Genomic DNA, 21,442 nt, shown 5'->3' on the forward strand with positions numbered 1-21,442 from the left:
TAAATAGTAAGAATCATTTTTCAGATGAGAAGCTATACTGCAAACAAAAACGAAGAAAACCGAGACAGAATAAAAAGTGCTTTACTTTCTATTCTGATTTGGTGTGCTGTTTTGCTTTTTGTTTTTTATTATAAATTAAAACCTGAGCTGGATAAAGAACCTGAAGTGGTTACTACGATGCTTGTAAATTTCGGAGATAACAGAAACGGAAACGGTGTTGAAGAACCAGCCGAACAGCCGGGAAGTTTAGCTGCGGCTACAGAAGAAGTTACTCCAGATCCGGTAGAAGTACCAGCTCCTGAAACGAAAACAGAGATCAAACCAGAACCTGTTCCAGTACCGGAACCAAAGAAAGTTGAGGTTAAAGAAAAGGTAGTTACAGGAAACAATACCAAAAACACAGTTCCTAAAAAAGAAGAATCTAAAAAAGCTGAAAAAAAGGAAGCTACAAGTACAAGTGCTTCTAAAAATACTAAAAAGGCAGGTGCAACGACCGCCAATTCCAAAACAGGAAACGGAGACGGAAAAGGGAATGCAGCCATAGGAAATCTAATCAAAGGAAGAGGAACAAAAGCAGGAAGCCAGGGTACAGGAACCGGAATTGGTAATGCGGGAGATCCTTTAGGGGGTGATGGAAATGGAGACAGTAAAGTAGGTATCGACAGAAAATTGGTTGGATATATTCCGGGTACAATGGGAAGAGGAGGAGCCCAGCCATCTCATAGTTGTACTGCAAGCGGATCTATTACTGTTGCTTATACAGTAGATAAAGCTGGAAATGTAGTGTCAGCGAGAAGAGCGGGAGGAGTTTCAGATCCTTGTGTGGCATCTACCTCTGTAGCATGGGTGAAGAAATATGTAAAGGCAGAGAAAGCCAATGTATCTTCCACCGGAACTTATAAAATAACATTCTAAAAATATAAAAGCACTTTATTCAAGTGCTTTTTTTAATTCGGTGATTCTATTGATGATCGGAAGCGCAAATATGCCACTGGTCTGGAGATACAGTTCATAAAACGTTTTTGCCTTATCCTGAAAGTCTTTATCTTGTGCTTCTCTGCTCTTGAAGTAAAAGAGATTACCAAGCATTTCATAATAGTCTTTACGGTCTCTTTCCTGTCTTTCATTTACAAGAGCAATCATCTCTTCCTTAGACATTGAGGACACTTCTGTGAAATTCATTTTGAAAATATCTCTCATTAAAGTATCAAAATCCAGCTCTTTCTGCATTAAACTTTCTTCCGGTTTATCCAGGATAAGCTTTTCCAATGCCTGGCTTAGCTGGCGTATAAGTCTTAATGTAAATTCTTTATCTGTAATCATAATGGGTAATTTTGTTGCTAGTTGCTAGTTGCTAGTTGCTAGTTGCTAGTTATTGGGTTATGTACGCCAATTTAGCTGAACGTATTTTATAAAGTTATTTATTTTTCCTCCTAATAGATTGTATTGTTCAGATTTCTCTTTAAATTTTGAGCTCAATTCTGGGTAAAGCCTTGTGATTTTTGATAAGTGACATACAGTTTCATCACAACTTGCCTGAGAGTACGTCAGGAATTTAACAAAATCTCCTTTATAGTTATTTCTTCCATAGCCTTCTGCAATATTTGTAACAACTGAGTCTGCTGAGCGCCTTAATTGACTGCCAAGTTCATATAGTTCATATTTTGGTAGTTGCAGTGACAGTTGATGTGTTTCAATAAACAATTCAAAAGCAATATTGTAAATATCAAGTTTGTTGTAGCTCATATATCATTTTTAGTGGTAAAAACTAGCAACTGACAACCAGAAACTAAATTAAGCAAAGAATAAATAAGCCAACGCAATAGAAGTAATAATACCCACTAAATCGGCAAGAAGCATAGCAATTACCGTGTATCTTGTATTTTTAACAGCTACAGCTCCAAAATATACTGCAATGACATAAAACGTCGTATCTGAGCTTCCTTGAAGTACTGCAGCCAGCTTACCCTGAAAACTATCTGCCCCGAAAGTTGCCATAGTGTCTACCATCATTCCTCTGGCTCCTGAACCGGATAAAGGTTTAATGAGCGCAGTTGGAAGACCATCTACAAATCTTGGATCCAGATGAGCAACATTGGCGATCCATTTCATTCCGTCAATAATAACATCAAAAACACCTGATGTTCTCAATAATGAAATAGCGATCAGCATTCCAACCAGATAAGGAATAATCTTTACACAGGTAGTAAAGCCTTCTTTAGCACCTTCAATAAAGGCATCAAAAACGTTGATCTTTTTATAAACAGCTCCAAGTACAATGGCAAGAAAAATAAAGAGAATAAGCCCGTTACTTAATACCTTACTGAAGTCATCAAGTTCGTCTTTGCTTAACTGTACCAAATAAACTACCAGTAATCCGATAATCGCTGAAATTCCTCCTACATAAGCAATAACAACCGGACGAAGAAGATTGATCTTCTGATAAAGGGATACAATGATCATCGCTGCCAGTGTTGCGGCAAAAGTGGCAATCATACAAGGCAGAAAAATATCTGTGGGTGTTTTAGAACCCATTGATGCTCTGATAGCAATGATAGATACTGGAATAAGTGTCATTCCGCCCGCGTGAAGACACAGGAACATGATCTGTGAATTACTGGCGGTATCTTTATTAGGGTTTAAAGTCTGCAGGCTTTCCATTGCTTTTAATCCGAACGGAGTAGCAGCATTATCCAATCCCAGAAGGTTGGCACTGAAGTTCATCAGCATATGCCCGAAAGCCGGATGATTTTTTGGAATGTCTGGAAATAATTTTGAGAAAAAAGGTTGAATCAATCGACTTAAAAGATTAATTCCGCCTGCTTTTTCCGCAATACTCATGAATCCCATGAATAAGGTCATGATTCCAATTAGCCCAAGACATATTTTTACCGCAGTTTCTGAAGTTCCGATAACACCATCTGCTTCCTGTACACGGTAAACTGCTACATTTTGTTTTAAAGAATCTGTTTTATAGTGAATTCTGCTGTCTGCAAAATCATTTTTCTTCATCAGACTGTCCTTCACAACAGGAGAGAGGGCGTTCATCGGTTGAGTCGCGATCTTCACCGTATCACCACCTTTTCCAACAACCATATCATTGAATATGGTTTTGTAATGACTTGATGAAATGTATTTTATACTGGCAATGGCAATGGCAATGATAATGAATGCCGACCAAATTCTGCTGAGAACCATTTGATTGATTTAATTGTTTAAACTTATCAAAAATACTTTAAACCACAAAAGCTACAAAAGAATTAAGCATTTAAGTTTTTGAGTAGTGACGTGAATTCTGTTGATAATAGTCTCAAGCTTTTGAAAATCATTTGTTTTAACGCAATGTTCGCAATGATTTATTTTATGATGTAGATTTTCCGTTCGCAGCGGCGTTAGCACTTAGCAAAGAACACTAATTAGAGCACGTTGCTGAATGAAATGCCTTTGCACTCAAAAAATATGCATAAAGTTTTATAACACCTTTGCGTATTCTTAGCGTTAAAGAAAATATACTTAGTCTTCTAAATAAACAAGATATCCTTCAAAATCATCATCCAGATTTTTTAAGACTTTAGCATCATCCATTTTTTTGACTAATCCATCTACAAAAAAGCTTTTTTCAAAGAATTGACGGTGGATTCCGGGTAAAAGCTCCATAAAATAATCCATGCCAAGCTTATTGTTGTGAAGATCCATTTTAGTTTCCAGAGGTTTATTAGGAAACAATTCTTCGTGAAGATCCGTCATTCTTTTGCAGAAGTCTAATGCTTTTTCAGGTGAGGAAATTTTACAGCAATACATCATAATAAAGCAGCACCAGAGAGCATGTCTGAAAGCATTTCCAATTCCGTTATTGGAGGCTGTTGCAGGGAATTTTGTCTGTGCAATCGTGAATGCTTTTACGGTAGCATGAAAACTCAGTATGGCAAATAGAGGATGGGGAAGAACCAACGACAAAAGACGCATGATCTTTTTAAAGCTCATACTTCTGATGGTATTGAAAAAAATCTTAAAAGTTCTCATAAATAAAAATCTCTCCCCAATTAGAGAGAGATTGTATTGTTTTTGTTACAGGTGCTATGCTTTTACGGCTAATAAATTAACAGTTTTAGCAACAGTATCCTGAATTTCTGTTCTCTTCACAATAAAGTCAACAAATCCTTTTTCCTGTAAGAATTCAGAAGTCTGGAATCCTTCAGGTAAGTCTCTACCGATCGTTTCACGGATAACTCTTGGTCCCGCAAAACCGATAAGAGCTCCCGGCTCTGCCATGATGATATCAGCAGTCATCGCGAAAGATGCTGTAATTCCACCAAAAGTCGGGTCACAAAGGTAAGCAATGTATAAAAGTCCCGCTTCTGAAAGCTGAGCCAGTTTAGCCTGTACTTTAGCCAACTGCATCAAAGAGTAAGTAGCTTCCTGCATTCTTGCTCCTCCGGACTGACAAATGATCATATACGGAAGTTTGTGCTTAATACAGTAATCAATAGCTCTTTTGATCTTTTCACCCATTACAGAACCTAAAGATCCGCCAATAAAAGCAAAGTCCATACAAGAAACTACCATTTCAGTTCCTTTTACAGTTCCTACAGCATTTCTGATGGAGTCTGTAAGCTTAGTTTTTGCTTTTACTTCTTTTAAACGGTCTTTATAAGGTTTTGTATCCTTAAAGTTTAAGATATCAATACTTTCAACATTGGCATCCAGTTCGGTAAATTTACCACCGTCAAAAAGGATGTCAAAAAATTCAGCACTTCCTATTCTCACATGAAACCCATCTTCAGGAGAAACATAGTTATTTCTCTTTAATTCATCATGTTCCACAACTTTTCCGGATGGAGTCTGATGCCAAAGACCTTTGGGAACGTCCTTTTTCTCATCAGTAGAAGTGGTAATGTTTTTTGCTTTTCTTTTAAACCAGTCGAATGCCATTTTTAATTGTATTAATGTATAAATGTAAAATGTATCAATGTAAATGCACTCTTTAGGAATACTTTTTATATTGATACAAATGTACAGTTCTTATTTTAAAGTATTTACGTTATTTAAATCTTCAAATGCTTGTACCAATCTTGTAGAGAAAGTATCTTCACCTTTTCTTACCCAAACTCTTGGGTCATAGAATTTCTTGTTAGGTTTTTCTTCTCCTTCAGGGTTTCCGATTTGAGTTCTTAAATATTCAACATTGTTAACCATATAATCTCTAACACCTTCTGTATATGCAAACTGAAGGTCAGTATCAATATTCATTTTGATTACTCCATAGTCAATTGCCTCTCTGATTTCTTCCAAAGTAGATCCTGAACCTCCGTGGAATACAAAGTTGATTGGCTTATCAGCTGTTCCGAATTTCTCCTGAACATATTTCTGAGAGTTATCAAGGATTTTCGGTGTAAGAACCACGTTTCCTGGCTTGTAAACTCCGTGTACGTTACCAAATGCCGCTGCAATAGTAAAGTTATCAGAAATAGCTTTTAGTTTTTCATAAGTATACGCTACGTCTTCAGGTTGAGTATATAGTTTAGAGTTATCAACGTCTGAGTTGTCAACACCATCTTCTTCACCACCAGTTACCCCGATTTCTACTTCAAGAGTCATCTGAAGCTTAGCCATTCTTTCGAAATATTTAGCTGAAATCTCAAGGTTTTCTTCTAAAGATTCTTCAGAAAGATCCAGCATGTGAGAAGAGTAAAGAGATTTTCCTGTCTGCTTGAAAAATTCTTCGTTAGCATCCATTAATCCATCGATCCAAGGAAGTAATTTCTTTGCACAGTGGTCTGTGTGAAGAATTACAGTTGCTCCGTAAGCTTCTGCAAGAGTGTGAATGTGTTTTGCTCCTGCGATAGCTCCTAAGATTGCAGACTTTTGTCCGTCATTGCTTAATCCTTTCCCTGCATTGAAAGCAGCACCTCCGTTTGAAAACTGAATAATTACAGGAGAGTTTAATTTCGCTGCAGTTTCCATTGTAGCATTTACGTTGCTTGATCCAATTACGTTTACTGCCGGTAATGCAAATTTGTTTTCTTTAGCATACTGAAAAATATCAGTAACTAACTGACCTGTGGCAACTCCTGCCGGAAAAATTCTGCTCATGTTTTACTTTTTATTATAAATTTATTAGGTGTTTAATTTCGTGTAAAGGTAATCATTTTTAAGAAATCATTAATTTCTTTTGTCGCGTCCCCAAAGTAGCTTCTGACGGATGGTTTCGTAGAAACTCAAATTGTTGGGCTGTACCAGAAGAAGCTGAAAGTCTGCTTTCCTGATAATAATTTCCTTATCTGTTTCAATATGAATAAGTCTGGAGTCTAACGAAAGTGAGTATTGTGAAACACGGCTTTCAACTCTGAACTTTATTTCTACCTTGTCATTTACCACTAAAGGCCTCACGTTCAGGTTGTGAGGTGCGATAGGAGTGATGACGAAGTTTTCGTTATTGGGCGAAATGATAGGACCTCCACAACTTAAAGAATAAGCTGTAGAACCTGTAGGTGTTGAAATAATAACTCCGTCTCCCCAGAACACATTTAGAAACTCATTGTTGATATAAGAATCTACTGTGATCATAGATGTTGTTTCTTTTCTGGAAACGGTTACATCATTCAATGCGTAAGGAAAAAATCCTTCCAGGTTTGGAGAAACTACTTCGATTACTGAACGACGGCTGGTTTTTACATCACCTTTTAAAATAGAATCAAGCTCTTTAAAAGCTTCTTCTTTTGTGAAAAATGCTAAAAATCCAAGTCTTCCGGTGTTGACACCAACTACAGGAATCTCAAGATCTTCAATAAACGTTAAAGAATTTACAATAGTTCCGTCTCCACCAAAGGTAAAGAACAGGTCTACTTCTTTGTCTATAAGGTCCTGTTTATTATTGAAAGTTTCGAATATTTTCGAAAACTGAAGGGCTTCAGCCATTTCATCGTACAGAACAGATTTTACACCTCTGGTTTCAAGTTCAGAGATAAACTTGCTTAAATATAAAAAAGTATCAAGATCTTTTTTCTGAGAATAGATAGCTGCCTTCATGTTATATTTCTATGAATTTTTGGAAAAAACCGAATCGGTCCTTAAACAGATCGGTTCTCTCATCAGAATAGTATTTTTCTACAATTCTGTAATCATACCGTTCAAAAGTTGCGTCTATCGAGGCTAGATTTTCATTGCCGATCTTTATGGTAACATGAATGACTTCATCAGACATAAAGCTTATAAAACCACCATAAAACTTAGAATTGTTACCTTCAACAATATTCGCGATTTCCGTCATGGAATATTTTCTGGCAGGAGTTTCTACAGTAAGAATAGCTCCGGATTCTGAAAATAAAGGATAACGGGAAAGGTCCTGGAAAATGTCTTCACAGGTAATATAGCCGAGATATTTTTCATTCTTATTGATCACTGGGATCACATTAGAATTGAAAGTATAAAACAGGCGGATACTATCCATGATATTATTATCTTCCAGAATGGCAAATCGCTCAATCTGATGCTCAAGATCCTTCAAAGTTCCTCCATCTTCTTCATACAGGAAGTCTTTGGCAAGTGCTCCGTAAAAATGATGGGATTTTTTGATGAAAACATGAGAATATCCGAAGTCCTCCAATGTATTTCTTGCCGATTCTATTGAATCCGACAGGCTAAAACATGGGAAATCTTTTGAGATATAGTCCTTGATAAACATTGTGCTAATTTATAAAAAATTAAATGAAACTGTTTCTGAAAACACGACTTTTTTTGAGTTTAAATAAAAAAAGTGACTTCAAAATTTGTTTGTAAAGAAAAAAAAGGTACCTTTGTCGCCTTTCATTTTTACTTTTTATTAGATTTATTTCAAACTGCACTGTCTACTAATGACATATGCAGTTTTTTTATTTTAGGGCTTTTGCAAATTCCCACATCACAATTCCCGCGCATACACTTACGTTAAGGGAATGCTTTGTTCCAAGCTGTGGAATTTCCAAAAATACATCAATATTGGGCAGTACTTCATCACTGATTCCTTCTACTTCATTTCCTAAAATAAGAGCATATTTTTTTGATCTGTCAATAGCGAAATCGGTGATCAGCTCGCTGCTGGTAGTCTGCTCGATTCCTATAATCTCATAACCTTTGCTTTTCAGATCTGAAATTGCAGTGTTTGTATCTGCTTCATGATACCAGTCTACACTTTCCGTAGCTCCTAATGCTGCTTTGTGAATTTCACGATGGGGTGGTTGCGGTGTAATTCCGCAAAGAATGATCTTTTCAATTAAAAAGGCATCTGCCGTTCTGAAGGCCGCACCTACGTTGTGCATACTTCTGATATTGTCTAAAATGATGACCAACGGAATTTTTTCAACTTTCTTAAATGTTTCTACATCTATTCTGTTAAGTTCTTCCAATTTTAGTTTCTGTACCAATGTATTATTTTGTTGAGATTAATTTTCCGTCTTTGTAGACCTCTGTTTTTTCAATGTTTCCGTTTTCACGATATAGGTTCTGTTGCCATTTCGTTTTTCAATGGCAAGTTGGTTTTATGTAATATTATATCAAAAGTAGTAAAATACTTATACTTAAGCTCAAAATATTCTAAGAAAAAATAATTCCTTTTGTTTCTATGGAATTTTATTTTTTGCTCATAATCTGATGAACGTTTTTCTCAATATTCTGAGCTAATGTTTCCATTGGAATATCATTCTCATCGTTGTTAAATGGATCCTCTATTTCTTCAGCAATAAGCTCAAGACTCATTAAAACATAGTATACAAAAACCGTAAGAGGAATCATGAAAAGGCCAATAGTGATTACGTAAGCAATGGGAAGAGCAAATACATAAAGAATAATGAATTTCTTAATAAATGATGAGTAAGAATAGGGAATAGGTGTATTCTTAATTCTTTCACAGCCGCCACATACTTCAAGAAATCCGGAAAGTTGAGTATCCAAATACAACATTTCAACCTCTGTGATTTTTCCTTCTTTTTTTAATTGATTAAGCTTGTGGGTCAGGAGAATGATAATTTCACTCGGTCCGTGGTTCTTTAATGTTTTCTCAATCTCAGAATAGTCTTCATCCAAAGCAAGTCGTGTAGATTCCTTAGAAAGGTGTTTAGCTAAAAAGTGAGGGAAATATTTTAAATACCTTGCAATCTGTTCTGTATCCTGACGGTTTTCTCCAAGAATAGTATTGATTTTTATGGCAAAATTTCGGGTGTCATTCACCAGTTTTCCCCAAAGTTTTCTTCCTTCCCACCATCTGTCATATGCCGTATTGGTCCTGAAAACAAGAAGCAAGGAAAGCACAAAACCAAGCAAAGAATGAATCATTCCAACATTACTGATTCCGGACTTTGCTGTAAGGTGAAAATATTCTACTTCTAAATATTGAATTCCCCACGAATAAAGTCCTACCATGATCATGCTTGGAAACAGGATTTTCAGGGTATCACTTTTGTGTAAACTGAACAGTATTTTAAGGAAATGTTTGGTATTGTAGGCTCTCATAAATTCACTTAATACCACAAATATAAATTTTTCAGAATAAAGTAGGGAAGCCTGAAACTTGAAGAGGGAAGCTATTGAAACCGAAAAATAAATTTAGGTTTTTCATAAAAAGATTTTTATGAAATGATGCATAGAGGTTTATATACAAATAGTAATTTCCTGCCTCTTTCTTCCAACTTCCATGCTTTTTGTCTTAATTTTCGCTGTTTTCAAAAAAAATATTATTTTTATTTCACATTAAATACAAAATACATGATCCTCGAAAACGTAGATGTAGTCAATGATATCAGTAAAGAAGATTTTCAGAAGAGTTATTTCAAGAAGCAGAAGCCGCTTCTCATTAAGAATTTTGCAAGCCGCTGGGATGCTTTTGATAAATGGAATCTTGCTTATATCCGTGAGAAAGCGGGCGATCAGGAAGTTCCGTTGTATGACAATAAACCTGCAGATGCTGCTAAAAGTTCGGATGCTCCGGTAGCTAATATGAAGATGAAGGATTATATTGATACGATAAAAAGCAAACCCTCAGATCTTCGTATTTTTTTCTACATCATTACAGACAGACTTCCGGAATTACTTAAAAACTTTACATATCCTGATCTGGGAATGAAGTTTTTCAAAAGACTTCCTACTTTATTTTTCGGTGGAAGTGATGCACATGTTCTGATGCATTATGATGTAGATCTTGGTGACTTTATGCATATTCATTTTGAGGGAAAAAAGAGAATTTTATTATTTGATCAGGAGCAGTCTCCGTTCTTATACAAAGTTCCTCTCTCTGTACATACCATTTACGATCTGGATTATGAAAATCCCGACTATGAAAAATTCCCGGCACTCCAATACGCAAAAGGTTATGAAATTTTCATGGAACATGGGGATGCTCTTTTTATTCCTGGGGCATTCTGGCATTTCAACAGATATCTTGAACCTGGTTTTTCATTATCATTAAGAGCTTTGCCCAATAAGCCATCAGTTTTTGCTAATATGCTGTATCACGTTTTTATTATGAGATACACAGATAAGCTGATGCGTAAACTTTTTAAAGCGAAGTGGATAAATTATAAACAAAAATGGGCTTATAAAAAAAGCACAGAGGCTTTGGAAAAGTATTTGAAATCAGAATGATAGGGGGTAATCATTTTAACAGGAAAACGCTAATTGAAACGTCTTTGTGCACAAAGAATATGAAGAATCAATATTGATTGTCTTTGCTTTTTAGCGTTAAATTTACCTATTAATGAGTCCGAAAATTGTAGCATCTACAAATTTGCCTTTTTCAAAAAAATAATCCTTTAAAGTTCCTTCTTCCTGGAAGTTTAATGAGGTTAAAAGTTTTTCGGAGGAAATATTGGCTGGATCAATAAAAGCATCTACCCGATGTAATCTCATACTTTCAAAACCAAATGTAAGAATAGGAAGAATAGCTTCTTTCATATAGGATTTCTGCCAGAAAAGAGGGTTCAATTCGTATCCTATTTCCGCTCTGAAATGTTCAGGAAACCAATTGTGATAGCCACATGTACCAATCACTTTTTTTTCCGATTTTAATTCTAATGCCCAGCGGAATCCTTTTCCTTTTTCAAACTCTTTATTGAAGTGTTGGATGATTTGCTGTGCATCTTCGGATGTTTTGAAAGTTTCAAGGTCATAATATTCCATTACTTTATCTTGCGAAAAATACTCAAAAAGATCTTCAGTATCGTTTAGCGTAAGCTGTCGTAAAATAAGCCTTTCAGTTTGTAAAACAGGAAATTCCATGGATTTGATTTTATGGTGAAAATACGATTAATTCCTGATAGGGAAAAGTTTATTTAAGGATAAAACCGGCAAACAATTCCCCAACCCTGAATTTATTTTTCTAAATTTGGAGCTCATTTTTTAATATGGCAAAATCGAAGAAGGAAACTCCGTTAATGACTCAGTACAACACCATCAAGGCAAAATATCCTGATGCACTTTTACTATTCAGAGTAGGAGATTTTTATGAAACTTTTGGGCAGGATGCAGTGAGAACATCTCAAATATTGGGTATCGTTCTTACCAAAAGAAATAATGGTGAAGGAAGTGTAGAGCTTGCAGGATTTCCGCATCATTCCATAGACTCCTATCTTCCGAAGCTGGTAAGAGCCGGGATGAGAGTCGCGATCTGTGATCAGCTTGAAGACCCGAAAATGGTGAAAGGAATTGTGAAAAGAGGAGTTACAGAACTGGTAACACCGGGAGTAACATTCAATGATCAGGTTTTAAATTCCAAGAAAAATAACTTCTTACTTTCCTTACACAAAGAGAAGGAAAAATATGGAATTGCTTTAGTTGATATTTCAACAGGAGAATTTTTGGTAAGCGAAGGAAACCTTGAAAAGCTCTTGCATATTGTCAATACCTTTGATCCGAGCGAGATTATTTTCCAGAGAAGCGTACAGATTCCGGAACAAATCAAGAATAAAAATGCCTTTAAACTTGAAGATTGGGCTTTTCAATACAATTTTGCCTACGAAAAACTGACCAGCCATTTTAAAACAAATTCTTTAAAAGGGTTTGGAGTGGAAAATCTTCCATTGGCTATCACTGCTGCCGGAGCTATTTTTGCCTATCTGGTTGAAGATACACATCATAATTTACTTTCGCATATTACAAGGCTTCAGGTTATTCCACAGGAAGATTACCTGATGATGGATAATTTTACGTTGAGAAACCTTGAGATCGTTTATCCAAGCAATCCACAAGGAAAATCTTTACTGGATATTATCGATAAAACATCTACTCCTATGGGAGGAAGATTATTGAGAAGAAGAATTATTCTTCCTTTAAAATCTGTGGACGAAATTTCCAGAAGACTTTCCCTGATTGATTTCCTTAACGAAAATGATCACCTGAAATATGAAATCGGACAATTATTAAAGTCTATTTCTGACCTTGATCGTTTAATGGGGAAACTTGCTGCAGAAAAAATTTCTCCAAAAGAATTAGGGTATCTTCGCCAAAGCTTGATCAATATTCATAAAATCAAAGCTTTATTGCATCCTCATGCTGATGTTTTGGCTTGGCTTGAGCCATTATTTGACCTTGAAGAACTGATTAATTTCTTACAAAATCGTCTTAATGAAGAGCTTCCGGTGAGTATTGCCAAAGGAAATGTTATTAAAGACGGGGTATCGGAAGAATTAGACAGATTGAGAAATCTTCAGAGCAAAGGACGTGGATTTTTGGATGAAATGTGCCAGAGAGAGATCGAAAGAACAGGAATCACAAGCCTTAAAATTGATTTTAATAACGTTTTCGGATATTATATTGAAGTCCGAAATACACATAAAGATAAAGTGCCTTCAGATTGGGTAAGAAAACAAACCCTTGTGAATGCAGAGCGATACATTACCGAGGAATTAAAAGAATACGAAAACCAGATTCTGGGTGCTGAGGAAAAAATAGGTGTTCTTGAAAATGAGCTTTATAGAAATGTATGTTCAGAAACAATGGTTTATATAGATCAGATTCAAGGGAACTCAAATATCATTGCACAACTGGACGTTGCAGCCGGTCTATCAGAACTGGCGGTTTCAGAAAGCTATACAAAACCTATCCTGAATGATGGTTATGCAATTGATCTGAAAGAAGCAAGACACCCCATCATCGAAAATGCTCTTCCCTTGGGAGAAAAGTATATACCGAACGATATTTTCCTGGATAAAGACTCTCAACAGATTATCATGGTTACAGGTCCTAACATGGCGGGTAAATCAGCGATTCTGCGTCAGACTGCAATTGTTTGTCTTTTGGCTCAGATTGGAAGTTTCGTTCCTGCTAAACATGCGGAAATCGGACTTTTGGATAAGATCTTTACTAGAGTAGGAGCTACCGATAATATTTCTGCAGGAGAATCTACTTTTATGGTAGAAATGAATGAAGCCGCGAATATTTTGAACAATATTTCAGAACGAAGCCTTATTCTTCTGGATGAAATTGGACGTGGAACTTCTACTTATGACGGAGTTTCGATTGCATGGGCTATCGCAGAATATCTTCATCAGCATACTACTCAGGCAAAAACTTTATTTGCCACACATTATCATGAGCTGAATGAAATGACTGTGAACTTTGAACGAGTGAAAAATTTCCATGTTTCTATTCAGGAAAATAAAGGGAATATCATTTTTATGAGAAAGCTTGTTCCGGGGGGTAGTGAACACAGTTTTGGTATCCATGTGGCGAAGCTGGCGGGAATGCCTTCAAAAGTAGTGAACAGAGCAAATGAAATCCTTAAAACGCTTGAAGCGAGCAGAACGCAGGATGGAGGTACATCAGAGAATATCAAAAGAGTGACTGAAGAGAATATGCAGCTTTCTTTCTTTCAATTGGATGATCCGGTTTTAGAAAATATCCGTGAAGAATTAAAGAAGATAGATATTAATACTTTAACGCCTATCGAAGCTTTGATGAAGCTGAATACGATAAAAAAAATGATTGGAGGATAATCCAATCATTTTTCTTTTTATAGGGTTTAAAAACATGTAATTAGCAACAATAACCATCTTTACCTCTCGGTCCGATGATAAGAAAATGACTTACTCCTCTGAGTTTGCATAAACCTTCTGCACAGTTGGCAGCACCTCCGTTAATCTCTTTTAACTCAGCCTTCGTGAGCTTTCTTTTTTGAATATTGTTTTTCATATTGCTTTGGTTAGGTTGTTATTAACAGCAAAGTCCATCCTGGATGCCGGGAACCCCTGAGCGTTCTTCGCCAGTATAGCGGTCTGTACAGCTTATTACTCTTGGGCAGACAGGTCTGAATCCGCCACTGATCTCTTTCAGCTCATTTTTAGTAAGCTTTCTTTTTTGTGTGTCTGATTTTTTCATAATAATTTTAATTTGGTGAATGAGGTATGTTTTATAAACGTAATTTATTGTAATGTTGGATTTTGTGTTGCTTGATGTAATGTTGGATTTGCTGTAAAAACAAAAATGATTGAAGATTACTCTTCAACCATTTTCTATATCGTTATTTACTAGCAGCAATATCCGTTTTTGTCGCCGGCACCAAGTTGCCATTCTTCAAATTCTCCTGTACGACAGAATCCTTCAAAGCAAAGTCTACCACTACCGTTGACTTCTTTCAACTCTTTTTTAGTCAGTTTTTTCTTTTGAATGTTTGATTTTCTCATAATAATTTGGTTTTAAATTTGAGATTTTATGATGTTGGATTAGCAGCAACGTCCGCCTTCTCCGATAAGACCCGGCTCAAGCAATCCTGAATCCGCTATGCAGAAACCAGCACGGCATCTTATACCAGCACCACCATTAATTTCTTTTAATTCTGTTTTTGTCAATTTTCTTTTTTTGTTCTCTGAATTTTTCATGATTTTTTTATTTAGTTTATACGAATATACAAGAAAGTTTTAATAAATCTATAATTGGTGAAAAGTTTAACAGTTGATTATTCTCTGTTTTGTGAAAAATAAAACATTTTTTCCTTTTGTAATAAGTATTTGTATTGTAGATGATTGTACTTTATTGTTGTAAGAGATATTGAACTTGTTATTTTTGTATTGCCTTTACGATGTATAATAGGATTTTATACCAATAAATCTAAAATCGTATCTTTCGAATTAATAAAAACCAATCATGAAAAAAATATTTTTAGTATCCTTATTAATTTCATTATCCTCATGCAATAAAGCTGCAAAAGAAAGGGAAGAACAAAGAATCCATGATTCTGTAGCAGTGGTATATAAAGCGTATATGGATTCATTAGCAATAGTTAAGAGACGTAATGATTCTATTAAAAAAATAGAGGAAGAGTTTGACAAAACACACCCTAGACCAGCAGGATCAAGATATTGTGTTAACGGAACAATGGTTCATGTTGGAAGAGCTCCTGTTTCTAAATCAAAAACGAAATCAAAAAGTAATAAATAAACATCTTTCACTAAATTTTCAGTGTGAGAATGATTAGGTAGCTTTCTGAATTACAATTATTTATTAATTTTGAATATGAAGAATTTATTAAAAAGCTTGGTTGTTTTGCTATTTTTCTCAGTTTGTAATGCACAACAGACAGATGTTTCAGTTTTGAAATATGAAGAGCTGGAAAAACGTATTCAGGAAGAAAAGGGCAAGATTCTTGTGGTTAACTTTTGGGCTACAACCTGTGCGCCTTGTGTGAAAGAACTTCCTCATTTTATGGAAATCAATAATAAATACAAAGAAAATGCAAACTTTAAAATGATTTTGGTTTCTCTGGACAGGCTTGTAGATAAAGAAAGAGTTTTGAAATTTATTAAAAATAAAGATCTTACCGCTGAGGTTCTTCTGTTGGATGATATTAAAAGCATGAATACCTGGATTCCGCGTTTTGAAAAAGACTGGGATGGAAACATTCCGGTAACTTTATTTTATAAGAGCGCAGAAAAAGTATACTTTAATGATGGTGAGATGAGTAAAGAAGATCTTGAGAAAAAAATTACTGAAAATTTACAATAACAATATTATGAAAAATCTGAAAATTTTAGCAACTGCTCTTATTGCCGGGCTGGGGATGTTAAGCTTTACATCAGTAAATAACGACGAAAATAAACCTCAGAAAGAAATAACCGCTGTTGCAAAAGGATACGAAGTAGGAGATGAAGCCACGGATTTTAAACTAAAAAATATCGATGGTAAAATGGTTTCGTTGAGCGATTTTAAAACAGCAAAAGGATTTATCGTGATATTTACCTGTAATCACTGCCCTTATGCTAAGAAATATGAAGACAGAATCATTGAGTTGGACAAAAAATATAAGAGTCAGGGATATCCTGTAATCGCCATCAATCCGAATGACCCTAATGCACAACCAGAAGATGGCTATAAGCAGATGATTGAAAGGGCAAAGCAGAAAGGCTTTACATTTCCTTATCTGGTGGATGAAGGACAGAAAATCTATCCACAGTATGGAGCAACAAAAACACCACACGTGTTTATCCTGCAAAAAGAAAACGGTAAAAATATCGTGAAATACATTGGAGCTATTGATAATAATTATGACAATCCGAATGATGTATCAGAATATTACGCTCAGGATGCTGTAAATTCCTTGATAAAAGGAGAACCGGTGAAAACCACAAAAAGTGTTACTATCGGATGTACAATCAAAGTAAAGAAATAATATATTTGCCAAATAACAATCGGTATTCTTCTGAATACCGATTTTTTATGCCCAAAATCGAATAAAAACAATCCCATGAAATTCCAATTTAGCCTGAAATATTTCCTGATCTCTATTTTTATTTTCCTGATCGAAGTCCTGATTGCAACTAAACTGAAAGATGTCTTCTTTGTACGCGCTTATCTTGGGGATGTAATTGTCGTAATGCTTCTTTACACTTTGATTAAGAGTTTTTTCAGCGTAAATAATGAAAAACTTATCCTTGGAATTTTAATTTTTTCCTGCCTCTTGGAGTTTGCACAATACTTTAATATTGCAGAAAAGTTAGGCTTCCGAAAGGGAAGCCTGATGTATATTATTATTGGAAATTCATTCTCGTGGATTGACATCCTGTGTTATGCGGTGGGATGTCTGTTGCTTTATCTTTTTGTAAGGCTTAAACCAAAGTTTTAATTAAGTAAAAAAACTAAAGGCTGTCTCATTACCGCTCTTACCGGAGCACCGTTTTTTTCAGCAGGAGTCCATTTTTTATTGATCTTTTTCAAGGCTCTCAGAAATTCTTCTTTGACAACATCATTTTGGGAAGATTCTATCGCAAACTGTTTCATTACACCGTCTGTATCTACAATAAAAGTAGCCGTAGCCTCAGCTCTTTTAATGTTTAAGCTGGCAGGAACAGAGGTGCGGAAATACCTGAGAACCTCTTGTGTAAAAGCTGCATGCCCACCAGGAAACTCTGGATTTTTAAAGGTCCTTGCAGAATCAGCTACCGGAATGCTTGAAGGTTCTTTTTGAGCAGAAACAGACACTGAACATAGGAATGCACTAACAAAAATTATTGCCAGAAATCCCTTATATAGAATTGAATTATTTGTTTTCATAAATATTTTACTTTCTATAAGCTATTCAAATCCTGTGCTATAAGCCATCCTTCACTCCAGCATGCCTGGAAATTGAAACCACCCGTCACAGCATCTATATTTAAAACTTCACCGGCAATATAAAAATTAGGAAGAAGTTTTGAAGACATATTTTTGAAGTTAATTTCTTTTAAATCAACACCTCCGGCTGTTACAAACTCATCTTTAAAGGTAGACTTTCCTGTAACCTGGAATTTTTTTCTGCAAAGATTCTCAAGAATTTTCTGCATTTCCTTTCCTGAAATATGGGCAACCTGTTTATTAAGATCAACCTTTGAAATCTCAAGAATTTTCTGCCAGAACCTGTTCGTAATATCAAAAATCTTAGATTGCCCGATCGTTTTCTTAGGATTATTCTGTTTAAACGATTGAAAAGCTTCTTCTGCTTCGTCTATATCAATTGAAACGAAATTAACCTCTATTTCAAAGTTGTATTTAAGTTTTGCAAGACTTATCGCTTCCCATGCAGAAATTTTCAAAACGGCAGGACCGGAAAGTCCCCAGTGAGTAATCAGTAAAGGTCCGCTTTCCTCTGTTTTCAGTTTAGGAATAGAAATACCCGCATTTTCAAAACTTGTCCCAGGAAGATCTTTTAGCAAATCATCTTTGATATTGAATGTGAAAAGAGAAGGCACCAGATCTACAATTTTATGTCCCAGATTTTCAACCATTTTTAAAGATTTGGGGGAACTTCCGGTCGTGTAAACGATGTAATCCGCTTCAAAATCTCCGGAATTGGTTTTTACAAGATATTTTTCATCCTGTTTCTCAATCTCTTTTACCGTACATTTTGTTTTTACTGTGACATTTTTCTTCTGAGTTTCATTCAAAAAAGTATTGATGATGGTCTGTGAAGAATTGCTTTCCGGAAAAGTTCTGTTGTCATTTTCTATTTTTAATGGGACATTGCGTTGGTCAAACCATTCCATAGTATCTCCCGGCTGAAATTTGGTAAAAACACTTAATAGTTCTTTGTTTCCACGAGGATAAAACTGTACCAGTTCTCTGGGATCAAAGCATGCGTGGGTGACATTACATCTGCCTCCTCCCGAGATTTTTACTTTCTGAAGTACGTCAGAGTTCTGTTCTAAAATCGTAATTGTGTATTTCTTTTCGTCAAGGTTGGATGCGCAGAAAAAGCCTGCAGCACCGCCTCCGATAATAATGATCTGTTTCATGTATATTGTAATCCTATGCTGAAGATTATTTTTTCAAAAGTACAATTTTTATAAACCATCTTATTTGAGTATTTTTGAAGATTATTATTTTTAATGATACCAAAAACGATTTTCATATGACTTTCTACCATAAATTTGAAGTGCGATGGAGCGATCTTGATGCCAACAAGCACTTAGCTAATTCATCGTATGTACAATATTGTGCACAAGCCAGAATGGCTTTTATGACCAAAGAGAAAATGGGAGTTACCCAGCTAAGCAGATGGGGAATCGGTCCTGTTATTCTGCATGAAAGGTATTCTTTCTTCAAAGAGATCTATGCAGATCAGACGGTAATTGTAAGTGTGGAAATAGACGGATGTTCAGATGATTCATCCATCTATCGTTTCGTTCACAAATTCTATACGCCGGATGGAGTACATTGTGCGACTTCTGAAGCAACCGGAGTTTGGATTGATATGATGCTTAGAAAAATGACAACTCCACCAGATGATGTAGTGGAAGCAATGAATAAATATAAAACCCCGGAAACAGTAGTGCTATCGAAAGAAGATTTCAAAAAACTTCCTTTCCACCCACACAATATTGATCCGGAGGAATTTACAAAGTAATTCAAAGTTTAAAGTTCAGGGTTCAATGTTATGAAAGACTTTAAGGTCACGAATACGTTTTACATTGCACATTAATACAACAAAAATATGTTTGAAGATAAATCACAGGAGCTGACGCCCATTTCAAAATTAGGAGAATTCGGTCTTATTAAGCATTTGACTGAAAGTTTTCCGTTATCCAATGAATCTTCGGTGCTTGGAGTAGGAGATGACGCGGCAGTTATTAATCCTGACAATAAAAAAGTGGTTCTTACAACCGATGTTTTGGCAGAAGGTGTACATTTCAATCTTGGATATGTTCCGTTAAAGCATTTAGGCTATAAAGCTGTGGTTGTGAACCTGAGTGATATAGCAGCAATGAATGCTGTTCCTACACAAATTTTGGTTTCTCTTGCTGTTTCCAACCGTTTTCCGGTAGAAGCTCTGGAAGAGATTTACGCAGGAATTCAGGCAGCTTGTTCAAGATATAAAGTAGACCTTATCGGAGGTGATACTACTAGTTCAAATGCAGGATTGGTAATGAGCATCACAGCTGTAGGAATTGAAGCTGAAGAAAATATTGTGAAAAGAAGTGGTGCAAAACCAAATGATCTTCTTGTGGTTACAGGAGATTTAGGAGGTGCATACATGGGACTGCAGATATTGGAAAGAGAACATGCTGTTTATCTTGCCAATCCGAATATGCAACCTGAAATGGAAGGTTATGACTATATTTTGGAAAGACAACTGAAGCCTGAAGCAAGAACAGACGTTAAAACGATTTTGGAAGAACTGGATATCAAACCAACTTCTATGATAGATATTTCAGATGGTCTGGCTTCTGAGATTCTTCACCTTTCCGATCAGTCGAAAGTAGGATTCAGATTGTATGAAGAAAAAGTACCATTAGACAGTCTTACAATCTCTACAGCAGATGAAATGAACTTAAATCCTGTTGTAACAGCATTAAGCGGAGGAGAAGATTATGAACTTCTGTTCACCATTTCTCCAAATGATTTTGACAAGATTAAAAATCACCCTGATTTTACCATCATCGGACATGCAGTAGAAAAAGAAGAAGGAAACTTTATGGTAGCAAGAGGTTCTAACCAATTAGTAGCTCTTACAGCTCAAGGTTGGGATGCCTTTTTAAATCAATAAACCCGAAAAATTATATTTAATTTTAAATATTGTAGAAAACCGCAGCACTTTTTTTGCTGTGGTTTTTGTTTATTACCAAACGATTTAAAAATACAGTGATGATTACCCCAGAAAAAGAAATCCCTGTTCACCATCTTACATCTGAAGAGTTTCAGATGAGTACTCTGAGTGCTGCTGGACCTGAAAATTTTCACGATGTTCACCGGCATAATTTTTTTGAAATCATCTGGTTCAGAGAAGTATATGAATACAGCCATCTGGAACTAGATTTTGAGAGTTATAAGCTTGATAACAATCAAATCTGTATCATTGCGCCAGGGCAGGCATTTAATATGAAAATAGAAGGTGAGGAAGGATATGCAATGGCAATCAGCAGAGAAATCTTCAATGAGGCATGTGATATAGAATCGGTGCTCACAGGAGGTGTGCTTCCCTTTTTTCTAGATCCTAAGAATGAAAAAACCTGTAATACAATCATTTCACTGATTGAGCAGGAATATAAAGCAACCGCAAGAAAGGAACTTTTAAAAGCATATCTGAAAGCTTTTTGTATTATTATCGGAGAACAGATTAACCCTGAGGAACCTTTGCTGAATGACCGCCAACGTGTTCAGGAACTGGTGGGGCTTATCGAGAAGCATTATATTGTACATAAAGAAACCAGCTTCTATGCTGAAAAATTAAAAATAACCACCCATCATCTTAATGACATTCTCCGTGTTTTGAGAGGAACTACGGTGAAAAAAATGATTTCGCAACGTCTTATTCTCGAAGCTAAAAGAGAACTCAGCTTTGGAGCGCTTACTGTGAAAGAAATTGCTTTCAAACTCGGTTTTAACGATACTTCATATTTTTCAAGATTTTTCAAGAAACATACAGGGCAAACGCCAGATTATTTTAAGAATAATGAAAAAAGATAATCTTCAATATTTACAATATTTAAAGGTTAAAATCAACAGTTTT

Annotated in this window: 27 protein-coding genes; 10 read left to right on the top strand and 17 right to left on the bottom strand. The window is 35.6% G+C overall.

Annotation, left to right across the window (positions count from 1 at the left end):
• Nucleotides 1–24 precede the first annotated feature (24 nt).
• A complete protein-coding gene (locus tag BBI01_RS15665) occupies nt 25–915 on the top strand; it encodes a ferric siderophore ABC transporter substrate-binding protein (protein ID WP_065395585.1) in 891 nt (296 codons plus the stop codon).
• A 15-nt stretch (nt 916–930) separates the two neighbouring features.
• Here BBI01_RS15665 and BBI01_RS15670 read toward each other — a convergent pair whose 3' ends face one another.
• From BBI01_RS15670 to BBI01_RS15715, 10 genes are all read right to left on the bottom strand, one after another.
• The gene (locus tag BBI01_RS15670) at nt 931–1,323 is read right to left on the bottom strand and encodes a hypothetical protein (protein WP_065395586.1); all 393 of its coding nucleotides are present in this window, start codon (nt 1,321–1,323) and stop codon (nt 931–933) included.
• A 57-nt stretch (nt 1,324–1,380) separates the two neighbouring features.
• Nucleotides 1,381–1,746, bottom strand: a complete 366-nt coding sequence (locus BBI01_RS15675) for a four helix bundle protein (protein ID WP_065395587.1) — start codon at nt 1,744–1,746, stop codon at nt 1,381–1,383.
• Nucleotides 1,747–1,794: 48 nt separating this feature from the next.
• On the bottom strand, nt 1,795–3,198 hold the full coding sequence (locus tag BBI01_RS15680; RefSeq protein WP_065395588.1) for a nucleoside recognition domain-containing protein: 1,404 nt from the start codon (nt 3,196–3,198) through the stop codon (nt 1,795–1,797).
• 315 nt (nt 3,199–3,513) lie between these two features.
• Nucleotides 3,514–4,023 carry a DUF6973 domain-containing protein gene (locus tag BBI01_RS15685; protein WP_065395589.1) on the bottom strand — a complete coding sequence of 170 codons (510 nt, stop codon included), beginning with the start codon at nt 4,021–4,023 and terminating at the stop codon, nt 3,514–3,516.
• Between the two features lie 54 nt (nt 4,024–4,077).
• The gene (gene accD / locus BBI01_RS15690) at nt 4,078–4,932 is read right to left on the bottom strand and encodes an acetyl-CoA carboxylase, carboxyltransferase subunit beta (RefSeq protein ID WP_065395590.1); all 855 of its coding nucleotides are present in this window, start codon (nt 4,930–4,932) and stop codon (nt 4,078–4,080) included.
• 90 nt (nt 4,933–5,022) lie between these two features.
• Complete coding sequence (fbaA, locus tag BBI01_RS15695; protein WP_065395591.1) at nt 5,023–6,093, bottom strand: class II fructose-bisphosphate aldolase; 1,071 nt, start codon at nt 6,091–6,093, stop codon at nt 5,023–5,025.
• Between the two features lie 69 nt (nt 6,094–6,162).
• The gene (locus BBI01_RS15700) at nt 6,163–7,029 is read right to left on the bottom strand and encodes an NAD kinase (RefSeq protein WP_065395592.1); all 867 of its coding nucleotides are present in this window, start codon (nt 7,027–7,029) and stop codon (nt 6,163–6,165) included.
• A 1-nt stretch (nt 7,030) separates the two neighbouring features.
• The gene (locus BBI01_RS15705) at nt 7,031–7,684 is read right to left on the bottom strand and encodes a CBS domain-containing protein (RefSeq protein WP_065395593.1); all 654 of its coding nucleotides are present in this window, start codon (nt 7,682–7,684) and stop codon (nt 7,031–7,033) included.
• A 187-nt stretch (nt 7,685–7,871) separates the two neighbouring features.
• On the bottom strand, nt 7,872–8,402 hold the full coding sequence (locus tag BBI01_RS15710) for an RNA methyltransferase (RefSeq protein ID WP_065395594.1): 531 nt from the start codon (nt 8,400–8,402) through the stop codon (nt 7,872–7,874).
• 205 nt (nt 8,403–8,607) lie between these two features.
• Complete coding sequence (locus BBI01_RS15715) at nt 8,608–9,504, bottom strand: bestrophin family protein (RefSeq protein ID WP_228394020.1); 897 nt, start codon at nt 9,502–9,504, stop codon at nt 8,608–8,610.
• A 234-nt stretch (nt 9,505–9,738) separates the two neighbouring features.
• Here BBI01_RS15715 and BBI01_RS15720 point away from each other — a divergent pair, with 234 nt between their 5' ends.
• The gene (locus BBI01_RS15720) at nt 9,739–10,614 is read left to right on the top strand and encodes a cupin-like domain-containing protein (RefSeq protein ID WP_065395984.1); all 876 of its coding nucleotides are present in this window, start codon (nt 9,739–9,741) and stop codon (nt 10,612–10,614) included.
• Nucleotides 10,615–10,716: 102 nt separating this feature from the next.
• Here BBI01_RS15720 and BBI01_RS15725 read toward each other — a convergent pair whose 3' ends face one another.
• The gene (locus BBI01_RS15725; protein ID WP_065395596.1) at nt 10,717–11,247 is read right to left on the bottom strand and encodes a GNAT family N-acetyltransferase; all 531 of its coding nucleotides are present in this window, start codon (nt 11,245–11,247) and stop codon (nt 10,717–10,719) included.
• 125 nt (nt 11,248–11,372) lie between these two features.
• Here BBI01_RS15725 and mutS point away from each other — a divergent pair, with 125 nt between their 5' ends.
• Nucleotides 11,373–13,961, top strand: coding sequence for a DNA mismatch repair protein MutS (gene mutS, locus BBI01_RS15730; protein WP_065395597.1), 2,589 nt, complete (start codon nt 11,373–11,375; stop codon nt 13,959–13,961).
• Between the two features lie 40 nt (nt 13,962–14,001).
• On the opposite strand, the gene BBI01_RS22860 is transcribed toward mutS, so the two are convergent.
• The 4 genes from BBI01_RS22860 to BBI01_RS22870 form a co-directional block, all read right to left on the bottom strand.
• Nucleotides 14,002–14,157, bottom strand: coding sequence for a hypothetical protein (locus BBI01_RS22860; RefSeq protein ID WP_165602262.1), 156 nt, complete (start codon nt 14,155–14,157; stop codon nt 14,002–14,004).
• Nucleotides 14,158–14,178: 21 nt separating this feature from the next.
• Entirely contained in the window at nt 14,179–14,343 is a 165-nt protein-coding gene (locus BBI01_RS22575) for a bacteriocin (protein ID WP_123862157.1), read from the bottom strand.
• 149 nt (nt 14,344–14,492) lie between these two features.
• Entirely contained in the window at nt 14,493–14,648 is a 156-nt protein-coding gene (locus BBI01_RS22865) for a hypothetical protein (RefSeq protein WP_165602263.1), read from the bottom strand.
• Between the two features lie 39 nt (nt 14,649–14,687).
• On the bottom strand, nt 14,688–14,843 hold the full coding sequence (locus BBI01_RS22870) for a hypothetical protein (RefSeq protein WP_165602264.1): 156 nt from the start codon (nt 14,841–14,843) through the stop codon (nt 14,688–14,690).
• A gap of 265 nt (nt 14,844–15,108) precedes the next feature.
• On the opposite strand from BBI01_RS22870, the gene BBI01_RS15735 reads away from it, so the two are divergent.
• From BBI01_RS15735 to BBI01_RS15750, 4 genes are all read left to right on the top strand, one after another.
• Nucleotides 15,109–15,402, top strand: a complete 294-nt coding sequence (locus BBI01_RS15735) for a hypothetical protein (RefSeq protein WP_065395598.1) — start codon at nt 15,109–15,111, stop codon at nt 15,400–15,402.
• A gap of 75 nt (nt 15,403–15,477) precedes the next feature.
• Nucleotides 15,478–15,966: a TlpA disulfide reductase family protein gene (locus BBI01_RS15740; protein WP_065395599.1), complete on the top strand. Its 489-nt coding sequence runs from the start codon at nt 15,478–15,480 to the stop codon at nt 15,964–15,966.
• 7 nt (nt 15,967–15,973) lie between these two features.
• Nucleotides 15,974–16,630, top strand: a complete 657-nt coding sequence (locus BBI01_RS15745; RefSeq protein WP_065395985.1) for a thioredoxin family protein — start codon at nt 15,974–15,976, stop codon at nt 16,628–16,630.
• Nucleotides 16,631–16,705: 75 nt separating this feature from the next.
• Nucleotides 16,706–17,083 carry a ribosomal maturation YjgA family protein gene (locus tag BBI01_RS15750; protein ID WP_065395600.1) on the top strand — a complete coding sequence of 126 codons (378 nt, stop codon included), beginning with the start codon at nt 16,706–16,708 and terminating at the stop codon, nt 17,081–17,083.
• Here the strand turns inward: BBI01_RS15750 and BBI01_RS15755 are convergent.
• Nucleotides 17,080–17,511, bottom strand: a complete 432-nt coding sequence (locus tag BBI01_RS15755) for an energy transducer TonB (RefSeq protein ID WP_065395601.1) — start codon at nt 17,509–17,511, stop codon at nt 17,080–17,082. The genes BBI01_RS15750 and BBI01_RS15755 overlap by 4 nt on opposite strands.
• 14 nt (nt 17,512–17,525) lie before the next feature.
• A complete protein-coding gene (locus BBI01_RS15760) occupies nt 17,526–18,728 on the bottom strand; it encodes a BaiN/RdsA family NAD(P)/FAD-dependent oxidoreductase (RefSeq protein ID WP_065395602.1) in 1,203 nt (400 codons plus the stop codon).
• Nucleotides 18,729–18,844: 116 nt separating this feature from the next.
• Between BBI01_RS15760 and BBI01_RS15765 the strand changes: the two genes are divergently transcribed.
• The 3 genes from BBI01_RS15765 (at nt 18,845) to BBI01_RS15775 (ending at nt 21,399) form a co-directional block, all read left to right on the top strand.
• The gene (locus tag BBI01_RS15765) at nt 18,845–19,339 is read left to right on the top strand and encodes an acyl-CoA thioesterase (RefSeq protein ID WP_065395603.1); all 495 of its coding nucleotides are present in this window, start codon (nt 18,845–18,847) and stop codon (nt 19,337–19,339) included.
• Nucleotides 19,340–19,426: 87 nt separating this feature from the next.
• Entirely contained in the window at nt 19,427–20,479 is a 1,053-nt protein-coding gene (thiL, locus tag BBI01_RS15770) for a thiamine-phosphate kinase (protein ID WP_065395604.1), read from the top strand.
• A 98-nt stretch (nt 20,480–20,577) separates the two neighbouring features.
• A complete protein-coding gene (locus BBI01_RS15775) occupies nt 20,578–21,399 on the top strand; it encodes a helix-turn-helix domain-containing protein (RefSeq protein ID WP_065395605.1) in 822 nt (273 codons plus the stop codon).
• Nucleotides 21,400–21,442 lie beyond the last annotated feature (43 nt).

The sequence above is a fragment of the Chryseobacterium artocarpi genome (genome assembly GCF_001684975.1).
GTDB classification, from domain to species: Bacteria; Bacteroidota; Bacteroidia; order Flavobacteriales; family Weeksellaceae; genus Chryseobacterium; species Chryseobacterium artocarpi.

What these genes read in the sequence shown, in the direction of transcription:
- BBI01_RS15740 (WP_065395599.1), top strand. Translation starts at nt 15,478, where the DNA reads ATGAAGAATTTATTAAAAAGCTTGGTTGTTTTGCTATTTTTCTCAGTT.
- BBI01_RS22575 (WP_123862157.1), bottom strand. Translation starts at nt 14,343, where the DNA reads ATGAAAAAATCAGACACACAAAAAAGAAAGCTTACTAAAAATGAGCTG.
- BBI01_RS15675 (WP_065395587.1), bottom strand. Translation starts at nt 1,746, where the DNA reads ATGAGCTACAACAAACTTGATATTTACAATATTGCTTTTGAATTGTTT.
- BBI01_RS22865 (WP_165602263.1), bottom strand. Translation starts at nt 14,648, where the DNA reads ATGAGAAAATCAAACATTCAAAAGAAAAAACTGACTAAAAAAGAGTTG.
- BBI01_RS22860 (WP_165602262.1), bottom strand. Translation starts at nt 14,157, where the DNA reads ATGAAAAACAATATTCAAAAAAGAAAGCTCACGAAGGCTGAGTTAAAA.
- BBI01_RS22870 (WP_165602264.1), bottom strand. Translation starts at nt 14,843, where the DNA reads ATGAAAAATTCAGAGAACAAAAAAAGAAAATTGACAAAAACAGAATTA.
- BBI01_RS15765 (WP_065395603.1), top strand. Translation starts at nt 18,845, where the DNA reads ATGACTTTCTACCATAAATTTGAAGTGCGATGGAGCGATCTTGATGCC.
- fbaA (WP_065395591.1), bottom strand. Translation starts at nt 6,093, where the DNA reads ATGAGCAGAATTTTTCCGGCAGGAGTTGCCACAGGTCAGTTAGTTACT.
- accD (WP_065395590.1), bottom strand. Translation starts at nt 4,932, where the DNA reads ATGGCATTCGACTGGTTTAAAAGAAAAGCAAAAAACATTACCACTTCT.
- BBI01_RS15755 (WP_065395601.1), bottom strand. Translation starts at nt 17,511, where the DNA reads ATGAAAACAAATAATTCAATTCTATATAAGGGATTTCTGGCAATAATT.
- BBI01_RS15700 (WP_065395592.1), bottom strand. Translation starts at nt 7,029, where the DNA reads ATGAAGGCAGCTATCTATTCTCAGAAAAAAGATCTTGATACTTTTTTA.
- BBI01_RS15745 (WP_065395985.1), top strand. Translation starts at nt 15,974, where the DNA reads ATGAAAAATCTGAAAATTTTAGCAACTGCTCTTATTGCCGGGCTGGGG.
- BBI01_RS15670 (WP_065395586.1), bottom strand. Translation starts at nt 1,323, where the DNA reads ATGATTACAGATAAAGAATTTACATTAAGACTTATACGCCAGCTAAGC.
- BBI01_RS15665 (WP_065395585.1), top strand. Translation starts at nt 25, where the DNA reads ATGAGAAGCTATACTGCAAACAAAAACGAAGAAAACCGAGACAGAATA.
- BBI01_RS15705 (WP_065395593.1), bottom strand. Translation starts at nt 7,684, where the DNA reads ATGTTTATCAAGGACTATATCTCAAAAGATTTCCCATGTTTTAGCCTG.
- mutS (WP_065395597.1), top strand. Translation starts at nt 11,373, where the DNA reads ATGGCAAAATCGAAGAAGGAAACTCCGTTAATGACTCAGTACAACACC.
- BBI01_RS15680 (WP_065395588.1), bottom strand. Translation starts at nt 3,198, where the DNA reads ATGGTTCTCAGCAGAATTTGGTCGGCATTCATTATCATTGCCATTGCC.
- BBI01_RS15720 (WP_065395984.1), top strand. Translation starts at nt 9,739, where the DNA reads ATGATCCTCGAAAACGTAGATGTAGTCAATGATATCAGTAAAGAAGAT.
- BBI01_RS15725 (WP_065395596.1), bottom strand. Translation starts at nt 11,247, where the DNA reads ATGGAATTTCCTGTTTTACAAACTGAAAGGCTTATTTTACGACAGCTT.
- BBI01_RS15750 (WP_065395600.1), top strand. Translation starts at nt 16,706, where the DNA reads ATGAAATTCCAATTTAGCCTGAAATATTTCCTGATCTCTATTTTTATT.
- BBI01_RS15735 (WP_065395598.1), top strand. Translation starts at nt 15,109, where the DNA reads ATGAAAAAAATATTTTTAGTATCCTTATTAATTTCATTATCCTCATGC.
- BBI01_RS15775 (WP_065395605.1), top strand. Translation starts at nt 20,578, where the DNA reads ATGATTACCCCAGAAAAAGAAATCCCTGTTCACCATCTTACATCTGAA.
- BBI01_RS15760 (WP_065395602.1), bottom strand. Translation starts at nt 18,728, where the DNA reads ATGAAACAGATCATTATTATCGGAGGCGGTGCTGCAGGCTTTTTCTGC.
- BBI01_RS15685 (WP_065395589.1), bottom strand. Translation starts at nt 4,023, where the DNA reads ATGAGAACTTTTAAGATTTTTTTCAATACCATCAGAAGTATGAGCTTT.
- thiL (WP_065395604.1), top strand. Translation starts at nt 19,427, where the DNA reads ATGTTTGAAGATAAATCACAGGAGCTGACGCCCATTTCAAAATTAGGA.